Origin of the sequence: Margalitia sp. FSL K6-0131, assembly GCF_038008735.1 — a bacterium.
Lineage (GTDB): Bacteria > Bacillota > Bacilli > Bacillales > Bacillaceae_C > Margalitia > Margalitia shackletonii.
On sequence record NZ_JBBOZS010000001.1, the window covers coordinates 4,626,594 to 4,653,498 of the forward strand.

24 protein-coding genes and 1 other annotated feature (1 of these 25 running past the window's edge) are annotated in these 26,905 nt (G+C 35.8%); of the genes, 11 read left to right on the forward strand and 13 right to left on the reverse strand.

Features of this window, described 5'->3' with window-relative positions; translation table 11 throughout:
- Window positions 1–265: 265 nt before the first annotated feature.
- From NSQ59_RS22665 to helD, 3 genes are all read right to left on the reverse strand, one after another.
- Complete coding sequence (locus NSQ59_RS22665; protein WP_340832826.1) at window positions 266–1,357, reverse strand: CotH kinase family protein; 1,092 nt, start codon at window positions 1,355–1,357, stop codon at window positions 266–268.
- A 1,108-nt stretch (window positions 1,358–2,465) separates the two neighbouring features.
- Window positions 2,466–3,731 (reverse strand): ATP-binding protein, encoded by a 1,266-nt coding sequence (locus NSQ59_RS22670; RefSeq protein WP_340832827.1) that lies wholly within the window; start codon window positions 3,729–3,731, stop codon window positions 2,466–2,468.
- 142 nt (window positions 3,732–3,873) lie between these two features.
- Window positions 3,874–6,171: an RNA polymerase recycling motor HelD gene (gene helD, locus NSQ59_RS22675; protein WP_340832828.1), complete on the reverse strand. Its 2,298-nt coding sequence runs from the start codon at window positions 6,169–6,171 to the stop codon at window positions 3,874–3,876.
- A 343-nt stretch (window positions 6,172–6,514) separates the two neighbouring features.
- Here helD and NSQ59_RS22680 point away from each other — a divergent pair, with 343 nt between their 5' ends.
- Window positions 6,515–7,042: an exosporium protein C gene (locus NSQ59_RS22680; RefSeq protein ID WP_340832829.1), complete on the forward strand. Its 528-nt coding sequence runs from the start codon at window positions 6,515–6,517 to the stop codon at window positions 7,040–7,042.
- Between the two features lie 452 nt (window positions 7,043–7,494).
- Here NSQ59_RS22680 and NSQ59_RS28025 read toward each other — a convergent pair whose 3' ends face one another.
- Window positions 7,495–8,019 carry a CotG/ExsB N-terminal domain-containing protein gene (locus NSQ59_RS28025; protein WP_437177125.1) on the reverse strand — a complete coding sequence of 175 codons (525 nt, stop codon included), beginning with the start codon at window positions 8,017–8,019 and terminating at the stop codon, window positions 7,495–7,497.
- Between the two features lie 304 nt (window positions 8,020–8,323).
- Here NSQ59_RS28025 and NSQ59_RS22685 point away from each other — a divergent pair, with 304 nt between their 5' ends.
- Window positions 8,324–8,524, forward strand: a complete 201-nt coding sequence (locus NSQ59_RS22685; protein ID WP_055742292.1) for a cold-shock protein — start codon at window positions 8,324–8,326, stop codon at window positions 8,522–8,524.
- 103 nt (window positions 8,525–8,627) lie between these two features.
- Here NSQ59_RS22685 and NSQ59_RS22690 read toward each other — a convergent pair whose 3' ends face one another.
- On the reverse strand, window positions 8,628–9,710 hold the full coding sequence (locus NSQ59_RS22690) for a helix-turn-helix domain-containing protein (RefSeq protein ID WP_340832830.1): 1,083 nt from the start codon (window positions 9,708–9,710) through the stop codon (window positions 8,628–8,630).
- Between the two features lie 261 nt (window positions 9,711–9,971).
- On the opposite strand from NSQ59_RS22690, the gene NSQ59_RS22695 reads away from it, so the two are divergent.
- Window positions 9,972–10,532 (forward strand): 3D domain-containing protein, encoded by a 561-nt coding sequence (locus NSQ59_RS22695; RefSeq protein ID WP_055742294.1) that lies wholly within the window; start codon window positions 9,972–9,974, stop codon window positions 10,530–10,532.
- A 135-nt stretch (window positions 10,533–10,667) separates the two neighbouring features.
- On the forward strand, window positions 10,668–11,630 hold the full coding sequence (locus NSQ59_RS22700) for a D-2-hydroxyacid dehydrogenase (protein WP_055742295.1): 963 nt from the start codon (window positions 10,668–10,670) through the stop codon (window positions 11,628–11,630).
- Window positions 11,631–11,675: 45 nt separating this feature from the next.
- On the opposite strand, the gene pepV is transcribed toward NSQ59_RS22700, so the two are convergent.
- Entirely contained in the window at window positions 11,676–13,088 is a 1,413-nt protein-coding gene (gene pepV, locus NSQ59_RS22705; RefSeq protein WP_340832831.1) for a dipeptidase PepV, read from the reverse strand.
- 338 nt (window positions 13,089–13,426) lie between these two features.
- On the opposite strand from pepV, the gene NSQ59_RS22710 reads away from it, so the two are divergent.
- From NSQ59_RS22710 to NSQ59_RS22725, 4 genes are all read left to right on the forward strand, one after another.
- Window positions 13,427–14,035, forward strand: coding sequence for a nucleotidyltransferase family protein (locus tag NSQ59_RS22710; protein ID WP_340832832.1), 609 nt, complete (start codon window positions 13,427–13,429; stop codon window positions 14,033–14,035).
- 247 nt (window positions 14,036–14,282) lie between these two features.
- Window positions 14,283–14,372: a YjcZ family sporulation protein gene (locus NSQ59_RS22715; protein ID WP_083489537.1), complete on the forward strand. Its 90-nt coding sequence runs from the start codon at window positions 14,283–14,285 to the stop codon at window positions 14,370–14,372.
- A gap of 33 nt (window positions 14,373–14,405) precedes the next feature.
- Entirely contained in the window at window positions 14,406–14,561 is a 156-nt protein-coding gene (locus NSQ59_RS22720) for a YjcZ family sporulation protein (protein WP_083489538.1), read from the forward strand.
- Between the two features lie 479 nt (window positions 14,562–15,040).
- Window positions 15,041–15,229, forward strand: coding sequence for an aspartyl-phosphate phosphatase Spo0E family protein (locus NSQ59_RS22725; protein ID WP_055742298.1), 189 nt, complete (start codon window positions 15,041–15,043; stop codon window positions 15,227–15,229).
- A 226-nt stretch (window positions 15,230–15,455) separates the two neighbouring features.
- On the opposite strand, the gene NSQ59_RS22730 is transcribed toward NSQ59_RS22725, so the two are convergent.
- The 4 genes from NSQ59_RS22730 to NSQ59_RS22745 all read right to left on the reverse strand — a co-directional run bounded on the left by NSQ59_RS22730 (window position 15,456) and on the right by NSQ59_RS22745 (window position 19,642).
- Window positions 15,456–16,679: a CDP-glycerol glycerophosphotransferase family protein gene (locus tag NSQ59_RS22730; RefSeq protein ID WP_340832833.1), complete on the reverse strand. Its 1,224-nt coding sequence runs from the start codon at window positions 16,677–16,679 to the stop codon at window positions 15,456–15,458.
- Window positions 16,680–16,856: 177 nt separating this feature from the next.
- Window positions 16,857–18,173, reverse strand: coding sequence for a CDP-glycerol glycerophosphotransferase family protein (locus NSQ59_RS22735; RefSeq protein ID WP_340832834.1), 1,317 nt, complete (start codon window positions 18,171–18,173; stop codon window positions 16,857–16,859).
- Window positions 18,174–18,195: 22 nt separating this feature from the next.
- A complete protein-coding gene (locus NSQ59_RS22740; RefSeq protein WP_126649132.1) occupies window positions 18,196–18,951 on the reverse strand; it encodes an SDR family oxidoreductase in 756 nt (251 codons plus the stop codon).
- 4 nt (window positions 18,952–18,955) lie between these two features.
- Window positions 18,956–19,642 (reverse strand): IspD/TarI family cytidylyltransferase, encoded by a 687-nt coding sequence (locus NSQ59_RS22745; protein ID WP_235950454.1) that lies wholly within the window; start codon window positions 19,640–19,642, stop codon window positions 18,956–18,958.
- Window positions 19,643–19,877: 235 nt separating this feature from the next.
- On the opposite strand from NSQ59_RS22745, the gene NSQ59_RS22750 reads away from it, so the two are divergent.
- Entirely contained in the window at window positions 19,878–20,933 is a 1,056-nt protein-coding gene (locus NSQ59_RS22750; protein ID WP_340832836.1) for a lactonase family protein, read from the forward strand.
- A gap of 223 nt (window positions 20,934–21,156) precedes the next feature.
- Here the strand turns inward: NSQ59_RS22750 and NSQ59_RS22755 are convergent, their stop codons facing one another.
- On the reverse strand, window positions 21,157–23,904 hold the full coding sequence (locus NSQ59_RS22755) for a dynamin family protein (RefSeq protein ID WP_340832837.1): 2,748 nt from the start codon (window positions 23,902–23,904) through the stop codon (window positions 21,157–21,159).
- A 478-nt stretch (window positions 23,905–24,382) separates the two neighbouring features.
- Between NSQ59_RS22755 and NSQ59_RS22760 the strand changes: the two genes are divergently transcribed.
- Entirely contained in the window at window positions 24,383–24,550 is a 168-nt protein-coding gene (locus NSQ59_RS22760; RefSeq protein WP_235950465.1) for a DUF4083 family protein, read from the forward strand.
- A 34-nt stretch (window positions 24,551–24,584) separates the two neighbouring features.
- Here NSQ59_RS22760 and NSQ59_RS22765 read toward each other — a convergent pair whose 3' ends face one another.
- Window positions 24,585–24,980, reverse strand: coding sequence for a VOC family protein (locus NSQ59_RS22765; protein ID WP_340832838.1), 396 nt, complete (start codon window positions 24,978–24,980; stop codon window positions 24,585–24,587).
- A gap of 136 nt (window positions 24,981–25,116) precedes the next feature.
- Here NSQ59_RS22765 and NSQ59_RS22770 point away from each other — a divergent pair, with 136 nt between their 5' ends.
- Window positions 25,117–25,629, forward strand: a complete 513-nt coding sequence (locus NSQ59_RS22770; RefSeq protein ID WP_126649133.1) for a hypothetical protein — start codon at window positions 25,117–25,119, stop codon at window positions 25,627–25,629.
- A 186-nt stretch (window positions 25,630–25,815) separates the two neighbouring features.
- Here NSQ59_RS22770 and NSQ59_RS22775 read toward each other — a convergent pair whose 3' ends face one another.
- Entirely contained in the window at window positions 25,816–26,811 is a 996-nt protein-coding gene (locus NSQ59_RS22775) for a tryptophan--tRNA ligase (protein ID WP_055742307.1), read from the reverse strand.
- Window positions 26,812–26,858: 47 nt separating this feature from the next.
- Window positions 26,859–26,905 (reverse strand) — a binding site (T-box leader) (it continues 200 nt past the right edge of the window).

Consider the following 26,905-nt stretch of genomic DNA (forward strand, 5'->3'; position numbering starts at 1 on the left):
ATATTTTTGCTTAATAACGAGTGGGGTATTTTTAAGGTAGGCTGAGTCCGATTTGAGTAATTCATATTGCCACTCTCCATTTTTATCCTCCTTGTCATTTATCCATTAGGGTTATTCATACTGTATATATACGTGTCTATTAAAATCTTGAAACGGGATAAATAACTATTTATAATAAATTCAACTTTAGCCTATATGGAATGTTGACTCACTTATAGTGTAAGCAATAATATGGAAGGTAAATGAAATACTTTTCTATCATTTATCAGTCAAGTTTATTTATTTTTGATCTTAAATAATCGTTTCTTAATTCGATAAACTGGAGTATAAGATTTGGTTCCTCTTTAAACTTTTCAACTTGATCTTTTTTATACGGATCCATTAAAATATAGGGGTGAAGTAAGTTAAATAACTGCTCGACTTTTGGCTTCATATACTCCACAGTAAACTGATTCGATAAAAATTCCATCAACAAACCTTGATATTTTTTTCTAAAAGAATCCACATCTAATAACCGAGCTGTTAATGTATTAAATCCTTCAATTCGAACATAATCTTCCTGCATATATTTCCCGTTTACATCCCTTCCCCATGTTGCATCATAATCCCATGGAATAATTTCAAACAATCCCGTGTCTCCATTTCGATACAATGCATAGTTATGAACAAAACCATCATAATTTTGAGTAAGAACAACGCCAGCCAGCCATCTTAAATATTTTTCAACATCCAAATGATGAACGATTTCCTTCTCAAACTCACCCTTTAATAAAGTGTTAATGATAAATATAAGTTCTTGAAGATAATGATCATCACTATCTTTTCCGTATTTCTTCTCATACCCTAATAATAATGATTTTTTTGTTTCATCATCTAGTTCACTTATGAGTGAAAAATTTGCATCTCCATCTACTGCATAAAAAATCGACCCGTCAGGGAGGCTTCTCCTCTTCAAAAAATGTTCATCTACGGATTCTAATTCCAGATAAATTCCTTCTTGTCGACCATTTAATTGGAGAAAAATATATTGGGACTCGGGAGATAGAACGCCTATATCTGCGAAAAAATCGAGGGAAAGTTTATTTCTTATCATAGAAGGATCCTTATATTCCGCATTTAGATGAATTTCTTTTTTCCCTTTATAATTACTAGGTTTATAAAAAGAGATATTATAGGACTTTTTTTCAAGCTTCCGAATATGGGAACCCCTGTATACAACATCAATATCGAATTTTTTTTGATTAATGGTCAGCTTCCCCGGAACAGGTTCATCATTCCAAATATCCTTTTTCAACTCCCTCAAGTCTAAAGGATGAACATATAAATGATAATTGATCATTTGTTCGTGTTTTGCCATAAATGAACACCTGCCTTTTCTAAGCTTTTGCTTTTCTTATTGTCTAGCTTCAGCTCCTATAGACTAGTGGACTTCCGGGGCTCCTCCCTACGATAAGTCAACATCAAGTGAAATTTGAAGTGCTAATTTCACCAGTTCGTGAACTACCTCACTGTGTTTCCTTTATCTCAGTCGAAGCCCCTACAGTCCATACGTCTATGGGCAAGGAGCTTACGCTTTTCTTATTTATTGTTATGAAAAAAAAGCAGGCATTGACACATGAATCATTTATCTATTTTTTTTTCGAAATATACACGAATGTCTCATACATTTTTGTAGGATACACGTACCATATAGCAATGAAAGATATATGGGAATCTTTCTAGCATTAGAAAAGCGCAAGCGCCTTGCCCAACGGCGTACGGATTTCGTAATCTCAAGCTCGAGATATAGGAAACACGGCGAGGTACCTCAGGAGCCGATGTTGACTTATCGTAGGGAGAAGACGGAGAAATCCGCTAGCCGATAGGCGCTGGTGAAATTTGAAGTGCCAATTTCACTTGTAGCTAGACAATGCATAGACCTGTTAAAAACTTATGAGTTGAAAATCATATATTTTCTTATCTCATAAAAAAGATTCAAATCTTTCAATGCTTAAAGGAGGTTAACCATGAGTAATTATTCTTCTAGAGATATTCGACGTGCTGTTGAAAATGGCAATATCTCTGGCTTAATTGATTTTATGCTGCAAGATCCAAGCTCAGGGCGCAGATCTCGGACATCTCGTCGCAGAAGTTCTAGGCGCCGTACTAGTCGTTGGACATCTCGTCGTACTTCGCGGCGTAATACGGGCAGATCCCGTCGCCGTACTTCTCGTTGGACTTCTCGATGGACACGTCGCCGTACTTCGCGACGTCGAACTTCCAGGCGCAGGACTTCCCGGCGTCGCACTTCCGGGCGCAGGACTTCCCAGTATAGAACAACAAACAGAGTGTGGAAAGATGGAAATATGTGGTCACTTACTTTAGTAAAAAAAGATTAATTTATTTTTTGAAGAGGAGCCGTGCTGTCTCCTCTTTCATTTTGGGGGAATATCAAAATTCATTCAGGTTAATCCATCATTTTTTTATCATAAACCAATTTCGTCTTCTACTATCGGTAACTGAATCGTAACCTTTGTTCCAACATTTAATTCACTCTCATATGTGACTTTTCCGTTCATTGTTTCAATGATTCTAATTGAGACAGCTGTACCAAGGCCGGTTCCCTTTTCCTTCGTTGTGTAAAATATAGTCCCCATTCTGGAAAGTTGTTCGTTTGTCATTCCTTTTCCTGTATCAGATATTACAATATAAACAAAGTTATTTATCCGCTTTAGGTTCACAGAAACCGTTCCTCCCTGCGGTGTAGCCTCAATAGCATTTTTAATAAAATTCACTATTGCCTGCTTAAGCTGATCTTTATCTGTAATAATAGGAGGATTTTCATCCACTTTGTCGTCTAAAATAACACCTTTTGCAACAGCTAAGGATTGAATTAAAGTGATAATACCTGAAATGAAATCACCGAGTTTAATTTTTTCTACTTTTTCTAGCCGAGGCTTAGCGAAATTCAAATAATCACTAATGATAACCTCAGCCCTGTCCAGCTCACTCAAGACAAGGGTTAAATATTGGAGATTTGTTCCTTTTTCCTGCTTTTTCATCAGTTGCAGGAAGCCCTTCACCACTGTTAAAGGATTTCTGATCTCATGGGCAATAGATGCCGCCAGTTCCCCAATAGTATGCAATTTTTCCGCTTTTGACATTTCCTTTTGCAATAATTGTTTCTCAATCATTCGTTCATGAAGGGTGGAAGACGCTGCAGTACCTATTATCTGTACAACTCCATATAAAACAACGAAAAGAAATAGCTCTTTATTCGTATGATTCGGGTAACCATTAATTAAAAAGTAGCCATATGTAATTATTACCTGGGCAAGAGCTGTCCATATTCCCACAATTAATGCCTTTCTGATCCGATTTGTTTTACTTATATTCCAGTAGTTTTTATGCATGTACAATGGCAAAATCACAGTAAACATCAAACACAAATAGGCTACGATTAGACCATCTCCGCCTGTAATTGTTCTTTTCAGTGCAATAATGATCATAACAATTGATCCTGATATCGGACCTTCGTATAAAAATGCTATTACTAGAGGAGCATACCTTAAATCCCACACCATGCCGAATGCGTTGAAAGAAAAAGACATGGTTACAATGGCAGTAATTCCATTTATCACTCCAAATAAATAAGGAGATTTTCCAATCTTTCTATTTTCAAAAAAAAGGGTATATATATGAACGGGAATTAAAATGATTAGCAGATGCAAAAGGATTTTTTCAAGGATCATTAGTACCCTACTTCCGTGATTTTTTACTGCATAAAATACGACAAAATGTGATAGATATCCTGCAATCCATACAAATTCATGGAATTTTTTACATAAAAAATAGGAGCCGTTCCTTAATATAAGGCTTTGGCTCCTTTCCATTTTATGAGACAAGTTCTCCAAAAAGAGATGCATCTTCTATTTGATCAAGTAAAAAGCATGATTTATCTTTTCCAAATAGCATCAAACGGTGCAAAGGTCTTGTCATGGATACATACAAAAGCTTAATATCAATTTCATTTGCCTCGAATGTTTCATCCAATGTACATACAATCACAGCATCAAATTCAAGCCCTTTTGATAAATGGGAGCTGACGATTACCACTTCATCTTTATTTATTTCCTCATTTTCCTGTAAAAACTGAATAGGCAATGTAGAATATTTTCCGAAAAGCTTCGCCAATTTTTTGCACTCAGTATTTGTTTTGCCAATAACGGCTACCGTCTTTATCCCTTCAGAATACATTCTTTCAATTTCACTGCAAATTTTTTCAATCGTTGCTTTTTCCGTAGTTGTTTCTATAAATGTTGGTTTTTGGCTATGGCGAACAACCGGTTCTACCGTTGGAAGATTTAATTGCAATAGCTTTAAGATTTCATTGGCCGCATTCATAATTTCAATGGTGGTACGGTAGCTTTTTTGCAATGTCTTGTAGCTGGCACGTGGAAAGATTTCTTTATATACAATGCTCCAGTCATTGATTCCCCTGTAAGAATGAATACCTTGAGCCAGATCACCCACTATCGTGAACATATCTGTTTCCAGTACGCTTTTTAACGCAAAAAGCTGAAAGTAGCTGTAATCTTGGGCTTCATCAATGACAACATTCTTCACGCGCAGCATTTTATCTATTCCAAATAATTTTCCTTGCAAATAAAGCAGTGCGGATAAATCTTCTATTTCAAAGCTTTTTTCTGTATATAACAAAAACTGATAGTTGCAGAAGAATTCTATTTGCTGCTCAGTTAAATCTGGCGCATATTTTGAAAAGAGCTCTTTGTTGGTGACAAGTTCTTTATAATAATGAAACAAATCATGTTTTGGTATTTGCTTCATATAAGTATTTACTGCTGTTCTGACTTCTTTATTTATTTCTTTTAAAGCATAATCCTTTTTATCCAATGCCATGGAGACATATTTGCGCCGATTCTCAGGATCCGCTTTGCTGTATAATGCTCTTTCTAATTTTTCATCATAAAAATTTGTGATTTTTTCAATCATTGTCTTTTTTTCTGTTCTAACATGGTTTTGCAGAACGCGTTTAATTTTCTCTATTCGTTGATAATATGGAAGGTATTCATATTCATAAGTAATCAGCTTTCGTAATTTTTTTGCACTGTAAAGTCTAAATTTCGAAACATAGAAGTCCTCTTTTGGCAATAAGGTTTTTAAAATATCTTGTAAGTATTGATTGATAATATCCCTAAATTGCAAAGATCCTTTAAATGCCGAAATCCATCTTGTTAATTCAGGTTCCTGGATCTCACGGTTCATAAATTTCAGTAATTTCTCATCTGGGTGTTTTAATTTTATCTTTTTGCCGATGCATTTTAATACATAATCAACGAAGGTGGTTTGATGAATATTTTCGACTCCCAGTTCGGGAAGTACTTCCGATATATAATCGATAAACAATCGGTTTGGGGCTAAGATCATTAACTGATTTGGAGTAAAGTGTTCAGCATAGGTGTAAATGAAATAAGATAATCTGTGTAAAGCGATGGTTGTTTTTCCGCTTCCTGCTGCACCTTGAACGATGATTGGTTTATTCAGATCAGCTCGGATGACATTATTTTGCTCCTCTTGGATGGTGGAAACTATTTCTGTAAGCCGGTTGCTTGAGCTATTTGCCAGGGACATCTGCAGAAGTTCGTCATTGGTGGTTAAATCAATATCACGAATATCCGTAAGCTCTCCATTTTCAATGATAAATTGCCGTTTTTGTGATAAAAACCCCTCATATTCTTCGCCTTCTGCTTCATAAGAAACCTCTCCTAAACGACCGTCATAATAAAGATTAGCAACTGGCGAGCGCCAATCCACAATGATCGGCATTTGTGTTTCCTTATCAAAGAGAGAAACTTTACCGATATAGAGGATTTCTTCTTGATTAGTTTCTTCCCGTAGAAAATTAATCTTCGCAAAATAAGGTTTGTTCTCAAACTTTTTTAATCTTTTCACTTCCTCTTCCGTTCTTCTTAAAAGGTTTGAGTTGGTCAGCATACTCATGTAACTTAAACTACTGTCCTTTAAATCGATTCCTTCAAGGGAACTCTTGAGATTCTCCCTGAAGTTTTCCTCTGTCGATTCAGATGCTTTGATCACAATTTCCATATACTTTTTAGTAAACTCCAAACGTTCAAGCTCTTCTTGATAATCAGGATGCTGGATATTTTGCACTACCTGAGGCCCCCTCTCTAATGTAAATACAGACGCAAAAAGGCCATGAATTCAGTTGAAAATTCATGACTTAAATAACTTGCACTTTTTGAAAACGTAAAATTAATTGTATTATACTTTCAACGAAATGTCTAATATTTTTGTAAATTCCTCTAATTCCAATCATCAGAATCATTGTTTTGTGTATTTTACTGAGTTTATCCTTTGGTCACATGCCTATTTTCACAAATATAAACTTTTGCTCCATATCCATTTATCTAATACTACGTAGGATAATGGTGAGAATACCTAAACTAAAGTGTTTTTATTGTATTTTATCAAAAGATAAGGAGTGAAGAAGATTATGGTTCGAGATATTGATTATCAAGCTATAGAGCCAGTTCCTAAGTTTAATAAAATGAGATCAAATACTATCCCCCATTCACCGAGAAAATTAATATTAGCAACTATAGATATAACTATTCCAACGACGCATGCATATGAAAATCATGTAAAGCTAACTGCAAAAGTAGGTGTACAAGGGGTAAGTGGTACATCGAAAATTTTATTTAAAATCTATCGTGATGGTGTAGAAATTTATACTACCGAAAAGATAGTAGAACCTGATCCAGCATCAGATAAAAACTATATTGCAAAGATTCAATGTATTGATAGGAATGTGAGAGATGGATCACATACTTATAAGGTAACTGCTGAAAATATAACTAGTGATTCAGAAGCAAGTGTAGTCGGCCCAATTACGTTTAATGGGTTAGCAAGAGAAGGTGATAGAAGTCGTAACAAAGATCGCAGAAGAGATCACGACAGAGAAATTGTCAAAGAACTCGACAGTGAACTCGACAGATTAGTCAGATTCTTAGACAAACTATAATCTTAACGATTGCTGAAAAGGTCACTTTGGGATGAAGCTAATTTAATGGAGAAACCCGCCATACTATAGTGACGGGTTTCTCCATTAAATTTCTATCAAAAATATTTTCATTTGATTCGATTTTATCCCTTTTTCAGTGACTGCTCGATTAGCTTGAGGTATGACCATTACTAAACCACATCTTTAATCGTTTTACTGTTTTTTCAATAGTTTTACTGCTTTCAAGTGGATTTACTCCTGTACCATACATGTCAGGATTCCTATAAATCAATAACTGTAAAAAGCACATTAAGGTAAATAGTTGAATATAATGAATAATCAAACGAACAGATGCAACCAGATAATGTCTTATGAGTAAATTTCACTCTTCATTAGGGAATTACGATAAGCATTTATAAATGGAATATATGTTTTTGAGGTGGCATTCGTTAAATTGAAGACTTGTGCAAAAGTTAGAAACCTCTATTTGAACTGCGTCTACTGCGTCTTGAACCGCGTCCTGATCGTTGGCTAAAGCTGCTGCTTGAACGGCGGTTAAAACTCCGGTTCGAACGTCTTTGCGAACGATTTTGCGAACGACGACGGGAACGACTTTCCGAACGACGACGGGAACGACTTCTCCTCGAGCGTCTTCGCGAACGTGAGCTCATACGTCGTCTAGAGTTACTTCTCAACGATCTAAACACTATCAATAGACGTGAACGATTTCTCGAACGTCTTTGTGAACGACGACGGGAACGACGACTTGCACTTCTGCTTGCACTTCTGCTTACACTGCGACGTGATCTGCTACTTGCACTCCTTCTTGATCTACTACTTGCACTCCTTCTTGATTGACGCACTTCACTACTACTTGACCTACGTCTTCTAGAACCTTGAGCCCTTGGTTCTTGATAAAAAAAGTGGCTTAGTCCTCTTTTTTCACCTTCCCGTACAGCATCTTGGACCTCTAATGCTGTGTATCCCACATAAATCATCTCCTTATTATTATCTATAACATGAAAGTTTTTTAAACTTATCACTACAATAGCGTATGTTGAAGAAGTTTTTACGTACAGGACAGACGTTTATGTTATAAAAATTTCCCCCATTTTTTATAAATTTTAATGTATAGTTTCTTGTTGATTCGGTAAAAACTATAGGGTGAAAAATATATTTTAAAAATGGATATTTACCCTTCGTGTTCCACATTTTCAAAAAAGACTGTATAAAAACACGTTCTATCTTGAAATACTATGAATGGAAATACATATTGGAAATATCCGTGTTGGAGGTAATTGAATGGTTACAGGTAAAGTTAAGTGGTTCAATGCAGAAAAAGGCTTTGGATTCATTGAAGTCGAAGGACAAGATGATGTATTTGTTCATTTTTCAGCAATTCAAGGGGAAGGCTTCAAGACTCTTGAAGAAGGGCAGACTGTTACATTTGAAATTGAGCAAGGTGCCCGCGGACCACAAGCAACAAATGTTCAAAAGCAATAGTGACAAAAGACTCCGGTGTCGGAGTCTTTTTTGTTTCATTATAGGGAAACATTAATATGAATTTTAAAACCGCAACGACCAATCATAATTCGAATGGAAATATTCATTTAGATTCATAGTTCCTCGAAAAGTTTTCAACTAGTCTCACTAATGCTTTTTGCGTAAGAAATGGGGCTAAAGCCGCTAAGTTTTTGGGAGTAATTTTTAGATTCTCTTCTCCTAGCATTTGTTCTAATTCATCCTCTTCTAAAAATGGGGCAATTGTTGCAATTTGATTCACCGTTAAATTTACTTTGGTAACCCTTTTAACTAAATCTACTCTGCTATCTTTTTCTAAAAAAGGCAGCAGATCGGTAATATCATTAACTTCCAGTTCTTCTAAAGATAAATAATCTAGAAGAGTACGCATATCTCCGTCCAAAAATGGGGCAATCATCGAAATTTGTTTGACTGTAAGTTTGCCCTCCGATTTTTTAGTAACAAGTCGGATAATTGCATCTCTTTCTAAATATGGAGCTAGATGCACAATATCGTTCCAATCAATTTTTTCATTGGGGACACGCTCTAATAATGAAATAATCTCTTCATCAAGGAACGGGGCCAAATGAACCAATTCCTTAAAATCGGTTATTTCAGTAATATTAGCTAATTCTACTAGCAATTCATTACTAATAAATGGGGCAAAATGAGATAGCTCTGAAATCGAAAGGCCATTTGGATTTAGTTTTTTTATTAATTCATTTAAATTTGCTTCTGTTAGAAATGGAGCCAATTCAACCAAGTGTTGAATGGAAAACACATCTTCATCCACGTTCGATGTCAATTCTTCGAGTGAACTTGCCTTCATCAGAGGGGCCATATCGACAAGTTCGTTAATATGAATCGTCCTAGTATTCATAAAGTGAGCAGCATGTTTAGGATGCCCCTCTATAATATTTTTGATAAACGGTTCTTTTTTTGCCTCCTCCGCATCCTTTTTTCCGCCGCTTAAAAGATTATCAACCGTAATTTCAAACATTGATGCTAATTCCACAAGTGTTCCTAAGTCTGGCAACGACTCTCCTCTTTCCCATTTTGAAACAGCCTGATGACTTACATTCAAAGAATTGGCTAAATCCATTTGGGTGAAATCCTTTTCTTTTCGTAATCTCGAAATATACGATCCTATCAATTGACTGTTTAACATGTTCCCATCTCCAAGCAAATAATTTTTCAATGCGCATTGTACCCAAAGAATAGCATAGCAAGTGTAAATCGACTATCAATTATTAGTTGAATTTTCTTTCTACTGCTGGTTGAAAAGTACTTTTTGGAAATTAATGGACTAATTTTTATATCCTTTCCATGATTTTTAACATCCTGTAACAGAATTAGTACACCGCTGAAATATAATTGTCACATTCCAATGGTATTATTTTCTTACGACAAACCTAAAGGAGCAAAGAACTTGAAGAAATTAATTCTTACTTTCAGTACGTTGCTTATAATAACGTTTGGATTATCAAACGGCGCATTTGCAGCCTCCAATACATACACAGTTAAAAAAGGCGATAGTTTATATAAAATAAGCAAAAAATATAAAGTTTCCATTACACAATTAAAACAATGGAATCATCTCTCTACTAACACGATACATATTAATCAAAAATTAAACGTTGCTGCACCTGTAAAAGCATCTGCTGTTAAGACTAAAAAAGCAACTGCAAAAAGCAAAACAGTAAAAGAACTTACGGTAACAGCTACAGCATATACGATCAGCTGCAAAGGATGCAGAGGCATCACAGCTACTGGCATCAACCTAAAAAAACATCCTAATTCGAAAGTCATTTCCGTAGATCCAAGGGTAATCCCGCTCGGATCAAAGGTATATGTCGAAGGTTATGGATATGCTATTGCAGCAGATAAAGGAAGCTCTGTGAAAGGCAATAAAATCGATGTATTTTATCCAACGCTTAAACAATGCTATAAATGGGGAAATAAAAAAGTAAAAATAAGGATAGTTAAATAGAACCAAAGCATCCTAATAAGGTGCTTTGGTTTTTCTTTTAATGTGTATTCCCCTCTATAAAGTTACCATCGCTCCAAATCTCTGTTAAAATAGGAATATCCAAAGTTAACTAAAATTTCTAAAAGGGATGATTTAATGTATAAGAAAAAACTAGTCATCACGCAAAATATCGACAGGAAGTATATGGATAAAATCAATGAAATAATCCCAGATTGGGAGGTTATCATCGGAAAGGATTCTTCCGTATGGTTGGACCATCTCCAAGATGCAGAGATTATTGCAGGATGGAAAAAGGAAATAAAAGAGTATTGCATTGAGCAAGATTCAAATTTACGTTGGGTCCAAAGCTGGAGCGCCGGAGTTAACAGCTTTCCTTTGGAAAAAATGGCTGCTAAGCAAATGATGATTACGACTGCTAGCGGGGTGCATGCCTACCCAATTTCAGAAACCATTTTTGCACTGATGCTTGGGTTAACCCGAAAAGTACATACATATGTAAGGAATCAAGTAAATAAAGTTTGGCATCATGCAAATTTAAGTCTTGAAATGCATGAGAAAACAGTAGGAATTATTGGTGTCGGTGCCATTGGAAAAGAAACAGCAAAACTTGCCAAAGCATTCGGAATGAAGGTCATTGGGGTGCGTTTTTCAGGAAAACCGGAGGAATATGTAGATGAGATGTATACCGCTTCTCAGTTAAATGATATTCTTCCCCAATGTGATTATGTTGTGGTGACACTGCCATCCACAAAAGAAACTTACCACATGTTCGGTAAAGAACAGTTCTCACTGATGAAGCCATCTGCCTTTTTCATCAATATTGGCCGCGGGGATACAGTTGCCGAGCAGGATCTAATAGATGCTTTAAGAGAGGAAAAAATTGCTGGTGCCGGATTAGATGTATTTGAGAAAGAACCATTATCTCAGGACAGTCCACTCTGGGAGTTAGAAAATGTCATCATTACACCGCATACCTCCGGATCAACCGAGAGTTATGATAGGAGAGTAATAGAGGAAATTTTCCTTCCAAATTTAAAGAAATATATAGAAGAAGATAAGCCGACTATTAATGTTGTTGATTATGAGAAAGGTTATTAAATAGCAGAGGGTGAACAAACTTTTTTGTTCACCCTCTATTACTTTTTACGAATCTAAATTTGCTAATTCGTATATCGCTCTTGCATAAATCGCGGTTGCTTTTAATAAATCTTCTACCTCTATATATTCATCCTGCTGATGGGCTCTGTATTCTTTCCCCGGGAAGCATGCTCCAAATGCTACACCCTTTTCCATAAAGCGTGCATAGGTTGCTCCGCCTGTAGATAAAAGTGTTGGCTCTTGATTCGTTTCCTCTTGATAAACTTTTTGTAAAGCCTTAATCATTGGATGATTGGAATCTACAAAATGCGGCGCAGATTCACGACATTCTGCTACGCTGAATCCCTTTTCTTCTACTGCATTCACAATTCTCTCTTTCGTTTGAGCAAAATCTAATGTTACTGGACAGCGCATATTAAGAAAAATCGAACCTTTCCCTTCTTGATCATATTGAATAATACCAGGGTTAACCGTAAGTGGTCCTGTTACATCATCAGAAAATGTTATTCCAAATTTCTCACCGTAATAGTCGTTATGTAATTGTGATAGAAGCGATACAAATGGCTGAACTTCAGACTGAAGCTTGAATTGGTTTAAAAATTCGCCAAGGGCTGTTCCCGCATTTCGACCGGCAAAAGGTTCCATTGCATGTGCTGATATACCAAATAAGGTAAGTTTTACGGTATTTGTTAAAACTTCCATACTATAATGATATTGATTTTCTTGACAGTATTCCTCAAATTTTTCAAGGACTTCACTGTTATCCCCATATAATACAGCCGTCGCTTGTTCAGGAACCATATTTATTCTGCTTCCTGCGGAAAACGAGACAAGATTTAAATTGTACTGCTTTTCATTTTTCGTTTTGTTTAGGGTTATTTTTATACTCATTTGCCCTTTCTCCGCATTAATGATTGGAAAATCGGCATCCGGAGCAAAACCAATCACCGGCAATTTTTCTACCTCTTGATAATGTCTCATACAGCTCATTCCACTTTCTTCATCTGTACCAAATATAATACGGACATTTCGTTTCATTGGGAGTCCCAGCTCTTTTACAATCTTCAATCCATAATAGGCAGCCATGGTCGGACCTTTATCATCAATAGAGCCGCGAGCAAATATTTTTCCATCGCGAATAGTCGGTTCAAATGGCGGACTAGTCCAGTTTCCCGTAGCAGGCACTACATCTACATGGCATAAAATCCCCACATAGTCATCACTTAAATGTTCCCCATGTTCAGCATATCCAGCATATCCAGCTAAATTCTTCGTTTTAAATCCAGCTTCAGCTGATAGTTGCAACATATAATCTAATGCTTTTCCTATTTCTTCTCCCATTGGACGAACTTCTGTTTTCGTACTTAGGTCCTTCACACTTTCTATTTGTAATAATCCAAATAAGTCCTCCACTAATTTCTCTTTTCTGTCTTGTACTTCCTGGTACCAATTAACCATTTCTCCTCACTCCCAAATAAACAGGTTATATAATTTTTCGAATATTTCAATTCCAAACCTTATTGCTATTTTATCATAGTAAATGCAAAACAATGACCTCGAAAACTTAAGAAGCTAAAAGTTATTATTATTGAACGGCAGTGGGAACATGTTGCCAATTTGGAATATCTAATTATCATTGGTGGATATATTTAATAAAGTAATGAAAATGAATTTTTTAGACTAAATAATGCATTATTGAAAGATGAAATATACAGCAAATACAACACATAAAAAAATAATTGACTTTTCTTTTCGATCCACAGAAATGACTATGTTTAGGGGGGATTTTAAGTACAATGACAGGAATATTTGCAGTAATCTTAGCAAGTGGACAGTCTACTAGGATGGGGACACCTAAGCTATTGCTACCTTGGAAAGGAATTAGCATTATCGAACACATTCTTTCCAACACCTTTCTGTTCCCTTTTGAAGGAGTTAAAGTCGTTGTCCCCGATAGTAATGTACCACTAAAAAGAATTGTTTCCACTTTTCCATGCGATCCAATCAACAATCACTACCCTGAGCTCGGGATGGGGTATAGCCTGTCTTTGGCTATTCGTTCCCTTCCTCCAGATGCCCAAGCAGCACTTATCCTGCTTGGTGATCAGCCGAAACTGCATTCAGATGATATACAAAATATTTGTGAATCCTTTCTCCAGAAGTTTTTAACTAAAAAGGAAAAGAGCATCATTCAAATGAAATACCGCGACGGTTTTGTTGGTCATCCTACTCTCTTCAGCTCACATTTTTTTCGTGAGTTAGCATCCATCAATGGAGATAAAGGAGGGAAAGACATAATCAGGAATAATCGCCGTTTTTTATCTCATTGTCTTAGTGAATATCCATATCCTAAAGACATCGATACACCTGAAGATTATCAGAGATTAATGATAGAGGGTGATTGACGTTATCTTAACAATGCATAAAGTGTTTCATTTTAGTGAAAAGCCGAAAATTTCCCCAAACGGGTTATCCTACAATGAAGGTTAAAACCATCTCTTTATTTTTTTGTGAAGAATCATACCTAAAAAGGAATTCTTCTTAGTCGTAATCACTAATTTTCTTTTCGCAAAAAATTTTTATGTGAGAAGTCCAATCCAGAATCGTGAAACATACATAGTTTATTAAGGAATAAGCCATGGGGGTGATATTGTGGATGGTGCAGGTTACGGTGCAGGTTTTGCACTAATTGTCGTATTGTTTATCCTTCTGATTATCGTAGGAGCAGCTTACGTTTACTAATTATAAGTAAACCTTTCTGAAAGGAGGATCTTTATGTTTGGTCGTTGGGGATACGGATACGGTGGCTACGGTGGATATGGTGGCTGCGGTTATGGATATGGAGGAGGATTCGGTTATGGCGGCGGTTTCGCGCTTATCGTCGTATTGTTTATCCTTCTAATTATTATTGGAGCTGTTTGCTGGGCTTAAATATCCACTATTAAGCTAAAAAATCTATGTAAAGAAAACATAGGGTGCTAACTAATATTATTAGTTAGCACCTTTTTACACCACATACAAGGGACAGAATATGAAATATTCCTGCCTCCCTGTCATTAGTTGAGTTAAACGATAATTCCTTGTTCTCCGGCAAACTCGATAGCTTATAAAATGAATACTGTCTCGTACCATTGTTACATCTTTTTTTGATGGTACAATTTTTTTGTATTCTAACAAAGAGGTTATCGAATTTTGTCAAATTGGTAGATTCATTGTCGAAAGGGTTCCATTTTTACCCATTATCTATCATAATATTACATATGTCCTATTACTTTAGTATCTATTTTATTTTTTTCTTATACATAAATAGAAATTTTTGTAATTATCCTTCAAGATACTAATGTGGACCAATTAGCGGATTAACATCCTCTAGTTGCTGAGATAATTTCATTATAGTAGGAGTTGGCATAATGAAGAACTACTACAACCTGCTAGATTTAACTGTCCAAATTGATCTATTACGAAAGCAAATGGTGGAAATTGGTGAGAAGAAAGGGCTTAGGAGTCCGGAAACCCTTTTTCATAGTCAGGAATTGGACAAGCTTATTTATGCTTATCAGTCTTTAATGAAAGGATTTCGGGAAACTTCTAAAGAATAATGAGGAGATTTCTACAATAAATTCACTTAAATTGGTGTGGAGAGAAGTTAACAAGTATGATTATTTAATTATCATACTTATTCATTTTTGATTTCTACGCAGGAGTTTTTATGAAATTTTTTAAAACCTCTTTATTTATTTCATCACAATGTGAATAATCACTCAAGTGTCACTTACTTATAAGGGTGTTAATTATTAACACGATGAATCATAAAAAAAAGAGCAATCAAATTGCTCCTTCTTCCCGCTCACCATTATCCTTTTGATACCCCATTGGTTGAATTGCATTTTCACTCATCAAATGCCGTACAATTCTTTTCGTTGACTTCCCATCAATATAGTCAAAAAAACGGTTTCGAAAGGTGGCAACCTTTTTTAAATCAAATTCTCCTTTTGCCACCCAATCCGTAAGTTGATCTGTCTTAGTAAAAAATGGTCCCGGTATTATATCCAAGTAATCATAATAAAAATCCCGCTCACTGATATATTGCTCCAAATCATTTGCGAAAAAGGCAATTGGCCGGCCAAGTAAGCTGTAATCGAAAAAGACCGTTGAATAATCGGTAATAAGAATATCTGCGAGTGATAATAATTCTTGAATGGTGAAGATATCCTTTATATGGTAGACAAAATTCTTTTCCTTTTCCTCTATGGTTATGCCATTTTGCATATAGGGATGGAGGTGAATGAGTAAAGCATAATCAGGATACAGCTTTTCCCTCATCATTCGGAGATTAAGCGGACATTGAAATGCCTCTTGATAGTGACTTTTCCCCCGATAGGTCGGTGCATATAAAATAAGCTTTTTACCAGTTAATTCTGGATACCTCTCATAAAAAGTTTTCTTTAGGTGTTCTCTTTTTTCTGATGAAAATAAATAGTCCGTTCTTGGTACCCCAAGAGGATAAATTCGCTTTGCTGGCATCCCAAAAGCTTCACTATAATAAGGGACTACCTCAGCGGAGCTAACATATACCCTTCCATAGTTCGAATGAATTTTTACATGCTTTAAGTATTTTTCACTTGGACCATAAAGCTTTCCGACTGTACTTAATCCAAACTTTTTTAAAGCGCCGGAACCATGCCAAAGCTGGATCACTTCCGTACCCTCTCTTGGACTGATCACATATACCGGAAAATAATAGTCATCAATGATAAAAAATTTAGAGGTTGCCATTTCATAAATAGCTCTTGATAAATGGAAAAAGTAATCTATTTTCCCTCTAAAAGAACTATGAAACTTTTTAAAAACAAAATGATATTGATAATTAGGATATTGTGCTTGCAGCTCATTGCATAGGAAATATAAATTATCTTTGAGTTTATCCGATCTATAGGATGCAAAGGTAATTTTATTTGAGTTCACCTTAAAAAACAGACAAATAATCATATAGACGCATTTCATCGTATATTTTACAAAAATGGTCGGCATTAATCGTAAATAAGACATTATTGGCACCTACCTTTCTTTTGAAAGGGCTGTTTTGCATTAATTGTTGCTTTTCGTCATATGTGTTATAAATCCTAAGCAGACTTGGTTTCGGGGCATCTTTTCTTATAAAAGTTTATTCATTATGAACCCAAGAGATTTTTATATACAAAAGCAACAAAGCTTAAGAAAAGAGCCTTAGAAAGAAGCATCCGTGCCTTTGACATGAACTTTTGTTTTACTTCCCTTTAAAATATAGTTGTGAATATAATTCACCTGTTTTTCCAAAACCATTTCTTGATTTTCCTTTGAATAAAAAACATTTAAAACCCGTTCTCTTTCTTCTCGATAAATGGCAGGATCCTCAATCATGTCCTGCAATGACTGAAGGAAATCTTGAAACGTACTTGGCTTTGGCCCTGGAGTTACATCGAAATAGTCAAAGTACATTTCATTTGATTTTTGCAAGTACATTTCTAAGTCATAGCAATAAAACACAACTGGTCTGTCAAGTAATAAATAATCTGTGTAGCAGCTGGAGTAGTCGGTTACGAGTAAATCTGCATACTTTAATAAAAACTGAGGATCATAGGATTTATCACTGACATCAATGATATGCTTATATTTTTTCGAAATACTCCCGCTGCTGTACATATGTCTTTTAACAATAAAAATATACCCCATTTTTTCACAAAACTTATCCAGCTTTTCAAAGTCGAAGACAAGATTAATAGGCTTATCTAATTTCCCAAAATTCCGATGTGTCGGCATATACAAAATGACCTTGTTCTTTTTTATATAATCGGGAATCTTGTCATCTTCTTCAGACGTTTGAAAAAAGATATCATTCCTTACCTGGCCAAGTTCAATGACATTCTCCTTGTCTACTAAAAAGGTTTCAGGATAATAGGATGAAACCCTTGGACTAGTGGATACAACGTAATTTATTTTTGCTGAATTTGTTTTTATTACGAATTTCCCAAAAAAGCGTCTGATAAAACTAGGATGATGGAGAATTTTATAGGAAAATGTTTTGCTATGTGCCCCCCACACTTTCTTTAATCCAACACCATGCCACGTGAGATAGGAGATTGCACCTCCTAAAAAGACCTTGTAAAAATCATCATTAATCGAATGGGAATGAATTACTAACTTTGTTCTTAGCTGATAATAGATTCCTTTTAAGCTATTATGCTTATAGGCAGTGTACCCTCTATCTGTCAGTTCTTTTACCACCTTTCCGCTTTTAGAAATCCAAATACACCGATATTCCGGATTCTTTGTCATCTCGAGAAAAAGATATTTTGGATTTCCCCGGAACCCCATTCCATTTTCCGCACCAAATACAATGATTTTCTCCGATCTTGGAAATAATTTGGATGCATAGTAAATGCATACAACAATGAAACGCTTTAACAACAGCTTACATTTACTGAAGTTTTTATTAACAGATAGAAGAATCATTACAAGTAGAATAATTTGGATAATGTTTAATAATTGTTGATTGAAATGCATTGTAACCGCCTCTCTATGCTGTTTACATTGATTGTTCTGTTAGTTCCTTCTTATTTATGCTTTGATTTATTGGTTTTGTAACTTGCTTACGAACGACAATATTTTGTCCATCCAAACAAATACCCGTGTCAGAAAGCAAATGATCTACAACTTCGCCTACATGTTCCGGCTGCATAATAGTGCTTTGATCCTCATCAGGTGCAAGGATTCTTCTAAGCTCTGTCGCACATCTTCCCGGAGAAATACAATATACCAAAATACCATACTCTGATAATTCCTCCGATAAAGTCTGCGACATGCTAATGATCGCTGCTTTGGAAGAGGCATAAGCAAGCCAGCCAGGTCGCGCAGAACTGCCTGCGGTAGAGGCAACATTCAGGATTTTTCCTCCTGTTCTCTTCATAAACTTCACTACTTCTTTCGTTATATAAAAAATAGAATGGACATTCACTTTATAAGTAGTTTCCCAATTTTCAATGGAGGTTTCTAAGAGGGATTTGGGATTGGCGTATCCAGCAACATTTAATAAATAATCAATGGTGCCAAATCTGTTTCCTACAGATGCAATGACTTTTTCCACATCCTGATAATTGGTTAAGTCCATTTCATAGCATTCAATATGCTTTTCTTTGTTCATTTTATTAGCCGTTTCCGCAAGGCCTTCTTTCGTTCTGGAAATGAGAATAATATTTGCAATATCCTCCCTTTTGCTGAGAGTAATTGCTATCGCCCTTCCAATACCTCGGCTAGCACCTGTAATGACGCATGTTTTTGCCATCCCATTACCCCTCCAATAAAATGTATTCTTTATAAATAATTTCCGCTATTTTCCGGTCTATTGGCTTCGTAATTTTAATATTATAATCGCTTCCTGCTAGCACTTTAATGTTTGAATGAAAATAATGAAAGAAAAGGCTGGCATCTTCCGTAAAGTTCCTTCCTTCCTCTTTTGCGCATTCATGTGCATAAAGCAATTTTGATTTATTAAATTTCTGGGGTAATTGGACATTTATGAGCCTATCCCTGTGCAAATTATTTTCAATATACTCTGTTCCCTCTAAAACCGTAAATGGAATATCCTGTCCGTAAATCGCGTTTTCCGCATCGACATAAAGTAACTTTCTGAATTCCTCCACCGTTACAAATGGTCTTACAGCCTCATGGATGATAACGCTTTCGAATCTGGTCTGCTGAAGCCCTTTATGAACTGATTCCTGCCTGGTTTCTCCGCCTTCTATACAATGGATGGGAGTTGAAAATCCATAATGAAAAATGATTTCTTCCGTTTTTTCTATATATTCCTTTGGTGATGGAATAATGATTTCCTTTATTTCCTCGATGACATCAATTTTTTCTAAGGCATGGATCAGGATTGGCTTTCCACCAATTAATAAAAATTGTTTTGGAATATCAAGCTGCATTCTTTTTCCTACGCCGCCTGATAAAAGTATAAAACTATACTCCTTCAAAAAATTCACCTCATCTTGTGTAAATTCAAAATATGGAGCAAATTCAAACAACTTTGAAAAATATTATACTATTAAAGTGGTTCTAATGGAAACAAAAACGTAAATCGGTACTTCCATCATGAATTGGCAGCATATATGTTATAATAATCAGGAAATATATAGGTTCATGATTTGCTGGTTAATCTTATCAAATAGCTAGTAAAATCAACGCCTATCCAAAAGGAGCTTAAAAAGGATGAGTAGTCATAATAAATTTACAGGCTTTGTTGGTACATATACAAAAGGTGATAGCAAAGGAATCTATTCCTTCACCTTAGATACCGAGAATAAAAAAATTAGTGAAGTGAAGGTAGCTGCAGAGCTTGAGAATCCAACATATGTAGCTATAAGCAACGATAATCAATATCTTTATTCCGTTATAAAAGAAGGAGAACAAGGAGGAGTTGCTGCCTATTCCATCCTTGAGAATTCAGGCACACTTGAAAGAAAAAATATTCAATTGCTTCCAGGCTCCTCACCTTGTCATGTAAGTGTGGACAGCGGCAATCATTTTGTTTTATCTGCAAATTACCATAAAGGCAACATTTCAGCGTATCTTACAAATAAGGATGGTGGCATTCATCCTGCTTATTCGGTTATTGAACTTCAAGGTTCCGGCCCTTCAGAGAGACAGGAAAAACCTCATACGCATTATTCCGGCTTTACCCCCGACGAAAAATATGCTGTGGTAGTTGATTTAGGAATCGATAAATTGATTACCTACAAATTAGATGATGAAAATTTAACAGAGGTGAGCAGTTTATCTGTTAAACCTGGCAGCGGCCCCAGACATCTGGAGTTTCATCCAAATGGGAAATATGCCTATTTAATGACCGAATTAAGCTCTGAGGTTATTGCTTTAGAATATCATGAGGAAGATGGCAGTTTTAAAGAACTGCAATATATTTCTGCTATTCCGGAAGATTTTACAGAGAACAGTCAAGGAAGCGCCATCCATGTTTCTTCTGACGGACGCTTTGTATATGCCGCTAATCGGGGCCATGATTCAATTGCAGTTTTTAGTATAAATCAAGAGTCAGGAAAACTCACATTTATTGAGCATACTTCTACAGAAGGTTCTTGGCCAAGAGATTTTATACTGGATCCGACGGAGAAATTCCTAGTGGCATCCAACCAAGAATCAGGAAATCTTGTTCTCTATGTGCGTGATACGGAAACTGGAAAATTGTCCTTACTGCAATCCGATGTGGCAGTTCCTTATCCGGTTTGTGTGAAGTTTTTGAATTACTAAATAGAAAAGCGGAAGCGCTTTTCCCATCGGCGTATGGATTTCGTGGTTGCAGGCTCGAGATAAAGGAAACACAGTGAGGTAGTTCACGTACTGATGTTGAGTTATCGTAGGGAGGAGACGGAGAAATCCACTAGCCAATAAGCGCTGAAGCTAAACAATGTAAAAAAGCAGCCAATTTTTTGATTTGGCTGCTTTTTTCATTATAAAAGGACATCCCGCCAACCTAATAAATAGGCTGAACGTCTTTCCCAACATCTTTTATCCACTCATACTGTCTTAATCTGACCTCGAACAATGTGATTGGATCCTTGTAACTTTCCGGATTTGCACGTAAATTTTGCAGTGTATCATTTTGACTTTGAATTTTTTCATATGTTTCTGCTATTATCTGTTCAAAAACGGATAATGGATGATGGAAGAACATGGATATGTCTCGATCCAATCCTTTTTCAAATAAGTCGAATTGCTGCAGGAATTTATTTGCAATAATAACAGCTACCTCATAGTAGTCTTCACTATCCACCATGCTTTTATATTTGTTATAAAGCATGGACCTGTTTTGCTTCATTCCGCCAAACAGCTTCCCGGCACCTGTTAATAATAGCTGAGTCGGAGTATTTTTTGATAAAATATTTATTTTTTCCAGACGTACCGCATTGGTCATTCTGTCGGCGTCACGGCTCCAATCGTCGATTACACGGAAATCAAATTCCAATTTTAAACGATCTTCCCCATATAGACGATTTAAACTTTCACACATTTCATCTAAATATTCCTTACATTGATTGAATTCACCATTAGTATTGGCAATCCATTTTTTCAAGAGCTCGTAATATTTAGGCAGAATATCATTGTGGAGATAGTCCTGCACACGATTATTCATTTCATCGTTCAGCTCACTGTGAAAATGACGGAAATCGCTGTCTTCTTTTATAAAGTCTGTGCAGCCTTTCAAAATGGTTGGAATGGTATTAATTACTTCATTCCTTATCTCCTCTTCCATCATTTGATATTCTGTTTGGATATGCTGAATTTTTTCCCCTTCCAGATCCTTCAGTTGATGGAGCGCTCCTGTTAACCTGCCGGCAATATCCTCATTCCAGCTGATGGAATTCACAATATCTGTTTCCATTTTTACCCGTCTTTCCAAAAGTTCCGTAATCAATTGACGAATCAAGAATAATAGTTTCTCTGTACGTCCTTGCTGAAGAGCTTCATGATCATTGTCAGCCTTTACAAATTCAGCCAATTGGTCTAATTGATCCCCGCTGTCATAGACGGAAGAGTACGGAAATACCTTCGCAGATGGAAAATATTCTGATAGACGCGACTCGGTTTCCTCGATAATTCGATTAGCCTCATGTTCACCATATATCGTATCAATTTTATTTAATACGAAATAAATCGGGAGACTTGGAGCAAATTTTTGTATTTGCAATAGGATGTCACATTCTTTATCTGTAAATGGTACACTTGCATTTAATACAAATATAAGGCTATCTGCTAACTGCAAATAATGGAAAAATTCGTTTCTTGTCTTTGCATTTCCTTGAAAACTTGGAGAATCAATAAAAGCTATCCCATTTTTATAGAAAAAGTCGCAAGGTAAACCAAATTCGATTACCTTTGTATGGAGCTGAGAAGCTGTTATTTGCTGAAAATCAGAAATATCCTCCACTCGTTTGATGGTTGTATCTGTAATCTCGTGAATATCTACTGCATCACTATCTTTAAAAACAACAATCGAGGAGGTAGATGGTTTCAAAATATTTTCGCCAAGAACGGAATTAATAAAGGATGATTTTCCATTTCCGGTTGGTCCCGCTATCATCAGATGCTGAACGTTACTATCCATCAATTGTTGAACCATCCATTTCATTTTTTGTCCAACTTCCAACTCATGACTTCTAGCCCATTCAGCTATAGAGTTATATAGCTTTAAACAATACGATAAAACATTATCAAGTTTTTCTGTATGACAAATATTGTACTCAGCATCACTGATTACTCCTAAATCTATGCTGGAAGGAAACATTTCACTCCATGCTAAAATGGCGGAAGCAGCAAAAATTTTGTCAGTTGCAACTGATACCCTTTGCCAATTTGTTAAATGGTCAGGAATAATAGTTGATATTTCTTTTATATAATAACTTCCTTCAATTAAATCAACATAAGCTTCTTTATATAAAGAAGAAATTACTGCATTTTTATGGATTTCCATTTCAGAAAGTACATGATTAAGCACCTTTAGCCACTCTAAATAACTATCTCCCTTTTTAAAGCTTTTCCAAAGGGATACAACTGTTTGCTCAAAGCATTTTAGATCGACTTGGTGAACGGATTTAATGAAATCCTTGAAATACTCTGGCTTGTAGGTTTTTGTCCAACCTTTTTCCACATATTCACCCACGAATTGGAACCATTCTAAAGAGTCCGTACGCATCGCTTCATTTACTGCAAGCTCCACAGCATCCTGTACTTTTTCTTGCTCTTCATAAAACCTTCGAGCAATTTCCGTTACATTTGGATAGTCAGGATTTAATGAAACCACTTCCTTCAGTACTTTGTCCGCCTTGTCAATATTTCCTTGATCCATGTACAAAGAAAATAATTGCAGGGAAACCTCCGCATGAAGGGTTGGTGATGGTGATTCCGGTTGAATGGAAAGATATATTTCCTCCGCATCCTTAACTAAACCTAGCTCTAAATAAGCATCGGCCATATTTTTTCTAGCCCACGGCTGCAGTTCATTATGAATGTTTTCCCATTTAAAAATTGCTGCTTCAAAATCTTTATACTGAAAATACACTTCACCTTGGGCATATCGAATAAAAGAGAGGTCAGGAAGATCGTTTTGCTGTTCCAATAAATAAGCGTCTCCCAGAACCTGAATAGGATGTTTTTCCTCCTGCCCGTTCATATAGGTTACTTTGTAATACGTTTTGTTAATTAATTGTTCCTCTAATGTCATTTTTGAACCCCCGGTGTCATTAAGTTAGGATTTTCATAGCAATTATTTGATTTTCACATCCTCGTTAAAATACCCCTATACATGTTAGATAGGGCAACTTTTCCAAAAAAGCAAGCCATTCTAAAGTTGTATAAGGACAATATTACTAAGGTATTATGAAGCATCAAAGTATGAAAAGAGCCTTTATTTAAGTCTTAAATGCAAAAGAGTATTTATATAGACTTCTCCAATTCTATCTTATTATTGTAACAAAGTCCTATATGCGATAAATTTCATTTTCCTTTCAATTGTACTACAGAAATGTGTCGGTTTTATAACATTGTAGAAATCTGCTAGTTAAAGACTAATCTGGTTAAATTAAATTATCTGATAAAAAACTTATACTTTTTATTAAGGGGCACCGTTTCATTTTTGCTGAAACTTTCTTAATGTGAATACGTAAGTAAATGAGAACATAAGTGAGGTGTTTGATATATTTATGACGGACTATTTGTCTGTGGTTATAGTTTACTTATTGGTTGTTTTATTTTTTATTTCCTTTGGATTATTCATCAGAAGACTTTTAAAGAATCATGAAATTAAAATGGAGCAGCTTCGGAGAATAGAGGAAAAACTGGATAAGATTTTGGTAAATCAGGAGAAGTGAAGAGCGGGACAAGGGACCTGCCCCTCCATCCCACTTATCTTTGATAGTTTAATTCCCAATGAATACCGTATTTGTCGGTTACGTTTCCATAAAGAGCATTCCAAAATGTATCTTGGAGTTCCATTGTCACTTTTCCTTCTTTTGATAGCTCATCATAAACCTTTCGCAACTCTTCTTCTCTATCAAAATCAAGCCCCATGATAATATTGGTTCCTTTTACAGGCTCGTTTCCAAAGATGTCATTAAAGTAAATAACATAATGTTCGTTTAAATGTAGTTCGGCATGAATGTATTTTCCCTCGTGCCCTTTAAACATTTCAACACCGTCTGCAAGCTGAACATTTTTAATTTCTCCATTTAGCACTTGAGCATAAAATTCAATTGCTTCCTTGCAATTTTCAATATTAAGGCGGGTATATACTTTTTTCATAAACAAACCTCCCCGTTTTTTTGAATTGGTATGTAAGCGGCAATTCCTGCTAAGAATTGTTATGGAAATTATATAGTTTTTTTATGTTGAAAACAAAGCATTCCTTTTATTATATTGAAAAAGGAGGGATGGACGAATGGAGAAAAAAGTGGCTGCTTTTATTTGTGCACAGGTGGATGATTGTATGATGAACAATCAAACGTCTTATGATATTGTGAAAATGAATATTGTGAATGGTACTATCCACGGATTCCATCAGTGGACGAATGGAAAACCTATTATTGCCGGTTATCATTTCTCTAAGCCAGAGGAATCAGGTTATTACTTATTATTTATAGATTGGCATCGAAATAACCGTTATTACTTGGTTATTTATCCACAAAACAAGTCTACGACTTTAGCAGAGATGCAGAATATTATCGAACAGGATGATGGTAAAGAGGTTATAACTTGGAAGTATAATCCACTGAAACGGGATGGGAAAAACCAAGAAAGAAAAGCCTATTTTAAACAACTTTTTGGTTCAACCCACATCCATATTCCTATTCCAACATCCCGTTATGAAGTGGAAACATTTTTTGATCAGCTAATATCATTATGCCAAAAAAGAATCAAGGCGGATCGAATAGTAGATGTTTTTAAGGAGTGAATAATATTCACAAATCTTTCCGATGATATTACGGCTACTAAATTTACACAAACTGCCAAACTTTGACAAGACTACGTACTGTGATGGTACAAATCATGGAAAAGATTTTTAATCTAATTTTATAAAATAAAAATTGGCGGGTTCGATTTACATATTAAGCAACATCGACCCGCTTTGATGGAAATCTTAATTCATTAAACCAATTTTTCTGCGTATTTCTTTCATAAATGGAATACTTTTTTGCCTTGCTTGTTCTGCACCGGACAACAGTATTTCATTTACCTTTTTTGGATTTGCCATTAGTTCATGATATTTTTCACGCGGTTCTTCTAAATAGGAATTCATGACATCAAATAGTTCTTTCTTAGCATCTCCCCAGCCGATTCCATTTGCATAGGCTTCTTTTAGCTTTTGGATTTTTTCAGGGGATGCAAATTCCTTATAAAGCTCGAATATAATCGATTGATTTGGATCCTTAGGCTCATTCGGCGGAGTAGAATCCGTTTTGATTTTTTTTATTAATTTATATAATGTATCAGCATCTTCAAACAAAGGAATGGTGTTGTTATAGCTCTTGCTCATTTTTCTGCCATCAAGCCCCGGCAAAACGGCTGTTTCTTCTTCCACTTTAAATTCAGGTAATGTGAATGTCTCTCCATAATTTTTATTAAAATATTCCGCGATATCACGTGCGATTTCTACATGCTGAATTTGGTCTTTTCCAACAGGGACAATATCTGTATGAAACATTAAGATGTCCGCAGCCATTAGAATTGGGTATGTGAAGAGCCCCATATTTACGCCGTCATCGCTTTCTTTGCCTGCTTGCTTATTTTGATCTACCAGCGATTTATAGGCATGTGCACGATTCATTAGTCCTTTTGGTGAAAAGCATGCTAATACCCATGAAAGCTCAAAAATCTCTGGAATATCAGATTGACGGTAAAAAATAACCTTCTCCGGATCAAGTCCGAGCGCTAACCATGCGGATGCCACACCTGTAGATAGTTTTTGCATTTCCTCTGCATTTTGCGTTTTCGTTAAACCATGGTAGTCTGCAACAAAATAAATCGGCTGATAATCTGGATTTAATGCCAATTGCAATGCTGGCTTAATTGCCCCGATATAATTTCCTAAATGAATCTTTCCCGTTGGTTTTACGCCTGTTAATACTGTCTTCATTATATATCCTCCTATCTTTTCAAAACACAAAAAGGGCCCCCTATCCTAAAAAGGACGGGAAGCCCGTGGTGCCACCTTAATTCGCTTACCTTCT

What these genes read in the sequence shown, in the direction of transcription:
- NSQ59_RS22740 (WP_126649132.1), bottom strand. Translation starts at nt 18,951, where the DNA reads ATGGCAAAAACATGCGTCATTACAGGTGCTAGCCGAGGTATTGGAAGG.
- NSQ59_RS22760 (WP_235950465.1), top strand. Translation starts at nt 24,383, where the DNA reads ATGACGGACTATTTGTCTGTGGTTATAGTTTACTTATTGGTTGTTTTA.
- NSQ59_RS22765 (WP_340832838.1), bottom strand. Translation starts at nt 24,980, where the DNA reads ATGAAAAAAGTATATACCCGCCTTAATATTGAAAATTGCAAGGAAGCA.
- NSQ59_RS22670 (WP_340832827.1), bottom strand. Translation starts at nt 3,731, where the DNA reads ATGATCCTTGAAAAAATCCTTTTGCATCTGCTAATCATTTTAATTCCC.
- NSQ59_RS22720 (WP_083489538.1), top strand. Translation starts at nt 14,406, where the DNA reads ATGTTTGGTCGTTGGGGATACGGATACGGTGGCTACGGTGGATATGGT.
- NSQ59_RS22735 (WP_340832834.1), bottom strand. Translation starts at nt 18,173, where the DNA reads ATGCATTTCAATCAACAATTATTAAACATTATCCAAATTATTCTACTT.
- NSQ59_RS22710 (WP_340832832.1), top strand. Translation starts at nt 13,427, where the DNA reads ATGACAGGAATATTTGCAGTAATCTTAGCAAGTGGACAGTCTACTAGG.
- NSQ59_RS22665 (WP_340832826.1), bottom strand. Translation starts at nt 1,357, where the DNA reads ATGGCAAAACACGAACAAATGATCAATTATCATTTATATGTTCATCCT.
- NSQ59_RS28025 (WP_437177125.1), bottom strand. Translation starts at nt 8,019, where the DNA reads ATGATTTATGTGGGATACACAGCATTAGAGGTCCAAGATGCTGTACGG.
- NSQ59_RS22725 (WP_055742298.1), top strand. Translation starts at nt 15,041, where the DNA reads ATGAAGAACTACTACAACCTGCTAGATTTAACTGTCCAAATTGATCTA.
- NSQ59_RS22700 (WP_055742295.1), top strand. Translation starts at nt 10,668, where the DNA reads ATGTATAAGAAAAAACTAGTCATCACGCAAAATATCGACAGGAAGTAT.
- NSQ59_RS22685 (WP_055742292.1), top strand. Translation starts at nt 8,324, where the DNA reads ATGGTTACAGGTAAAGTTAAGTGGTTCAATGCAGAAAAAGGCTTTGGA.
- NSQ59_RS22755 (WP_340832837.1), bottom strand. Translation starts at nt 23,904, where the DNA reads ATGACATTAGAGGAACAATTAATTAACAAAACGTATTACAAAGTAACC.
- NSQ59_RS22770 (WP_126649133.1), top strand. Translation starts at nt 25,117, where the DNA reads ATGGAGAAAAAAGTGGCTGCTTTTATTTGTGCACAGGTGGATGATTGT.
- NSQ59_RS22775 (WP_055742307.1), bottom strand. Translation starts at nt 26,811, where the DNA reads ATGAAGACAGTATTAACAGGCGTAAAACCAACGGGAAAGATTCATTTA.
- NSQ59_RS22730 (WP_340832833.1), bottom strand. Translation starts at nt 16,679, where the DNA reads ATGTCTTATTTACGATTAATGCCGACCATTTTTGTAAAATATACGATG.
- pepV (WP_340832831.1), bottom strand. Translation starts at nt 13,088, where the DNA reads ATGGTTAATTGGTACCAGGAAGTACAAGACAGAAAAGAGAAATTAGTG.
- NSQ59_RS22750 (WP_340832836.1), top strand. Translation starts at nt 19,878, where the DNA reads ATGAGTAGTCATAATAAATTTACAGGCTTTGTTGGTACATATACAAAA.
- NSQ59_RS22690 (WP_340832830.1), bottom strand. Translation starts at nt 9,710, where the DNA reads ATGTTAAACAGTCAATTGATAGGATCGTATATTTCGAGATTACGAAAA.
- NSQ59_RS22680 (WP_340832829.1), top strand. Translation starts at nt 6,515, where the DNA reads ATGGTTCGAGATATTGATTATCAAGCTATAGAGCCAGTTCCTAAGTTT.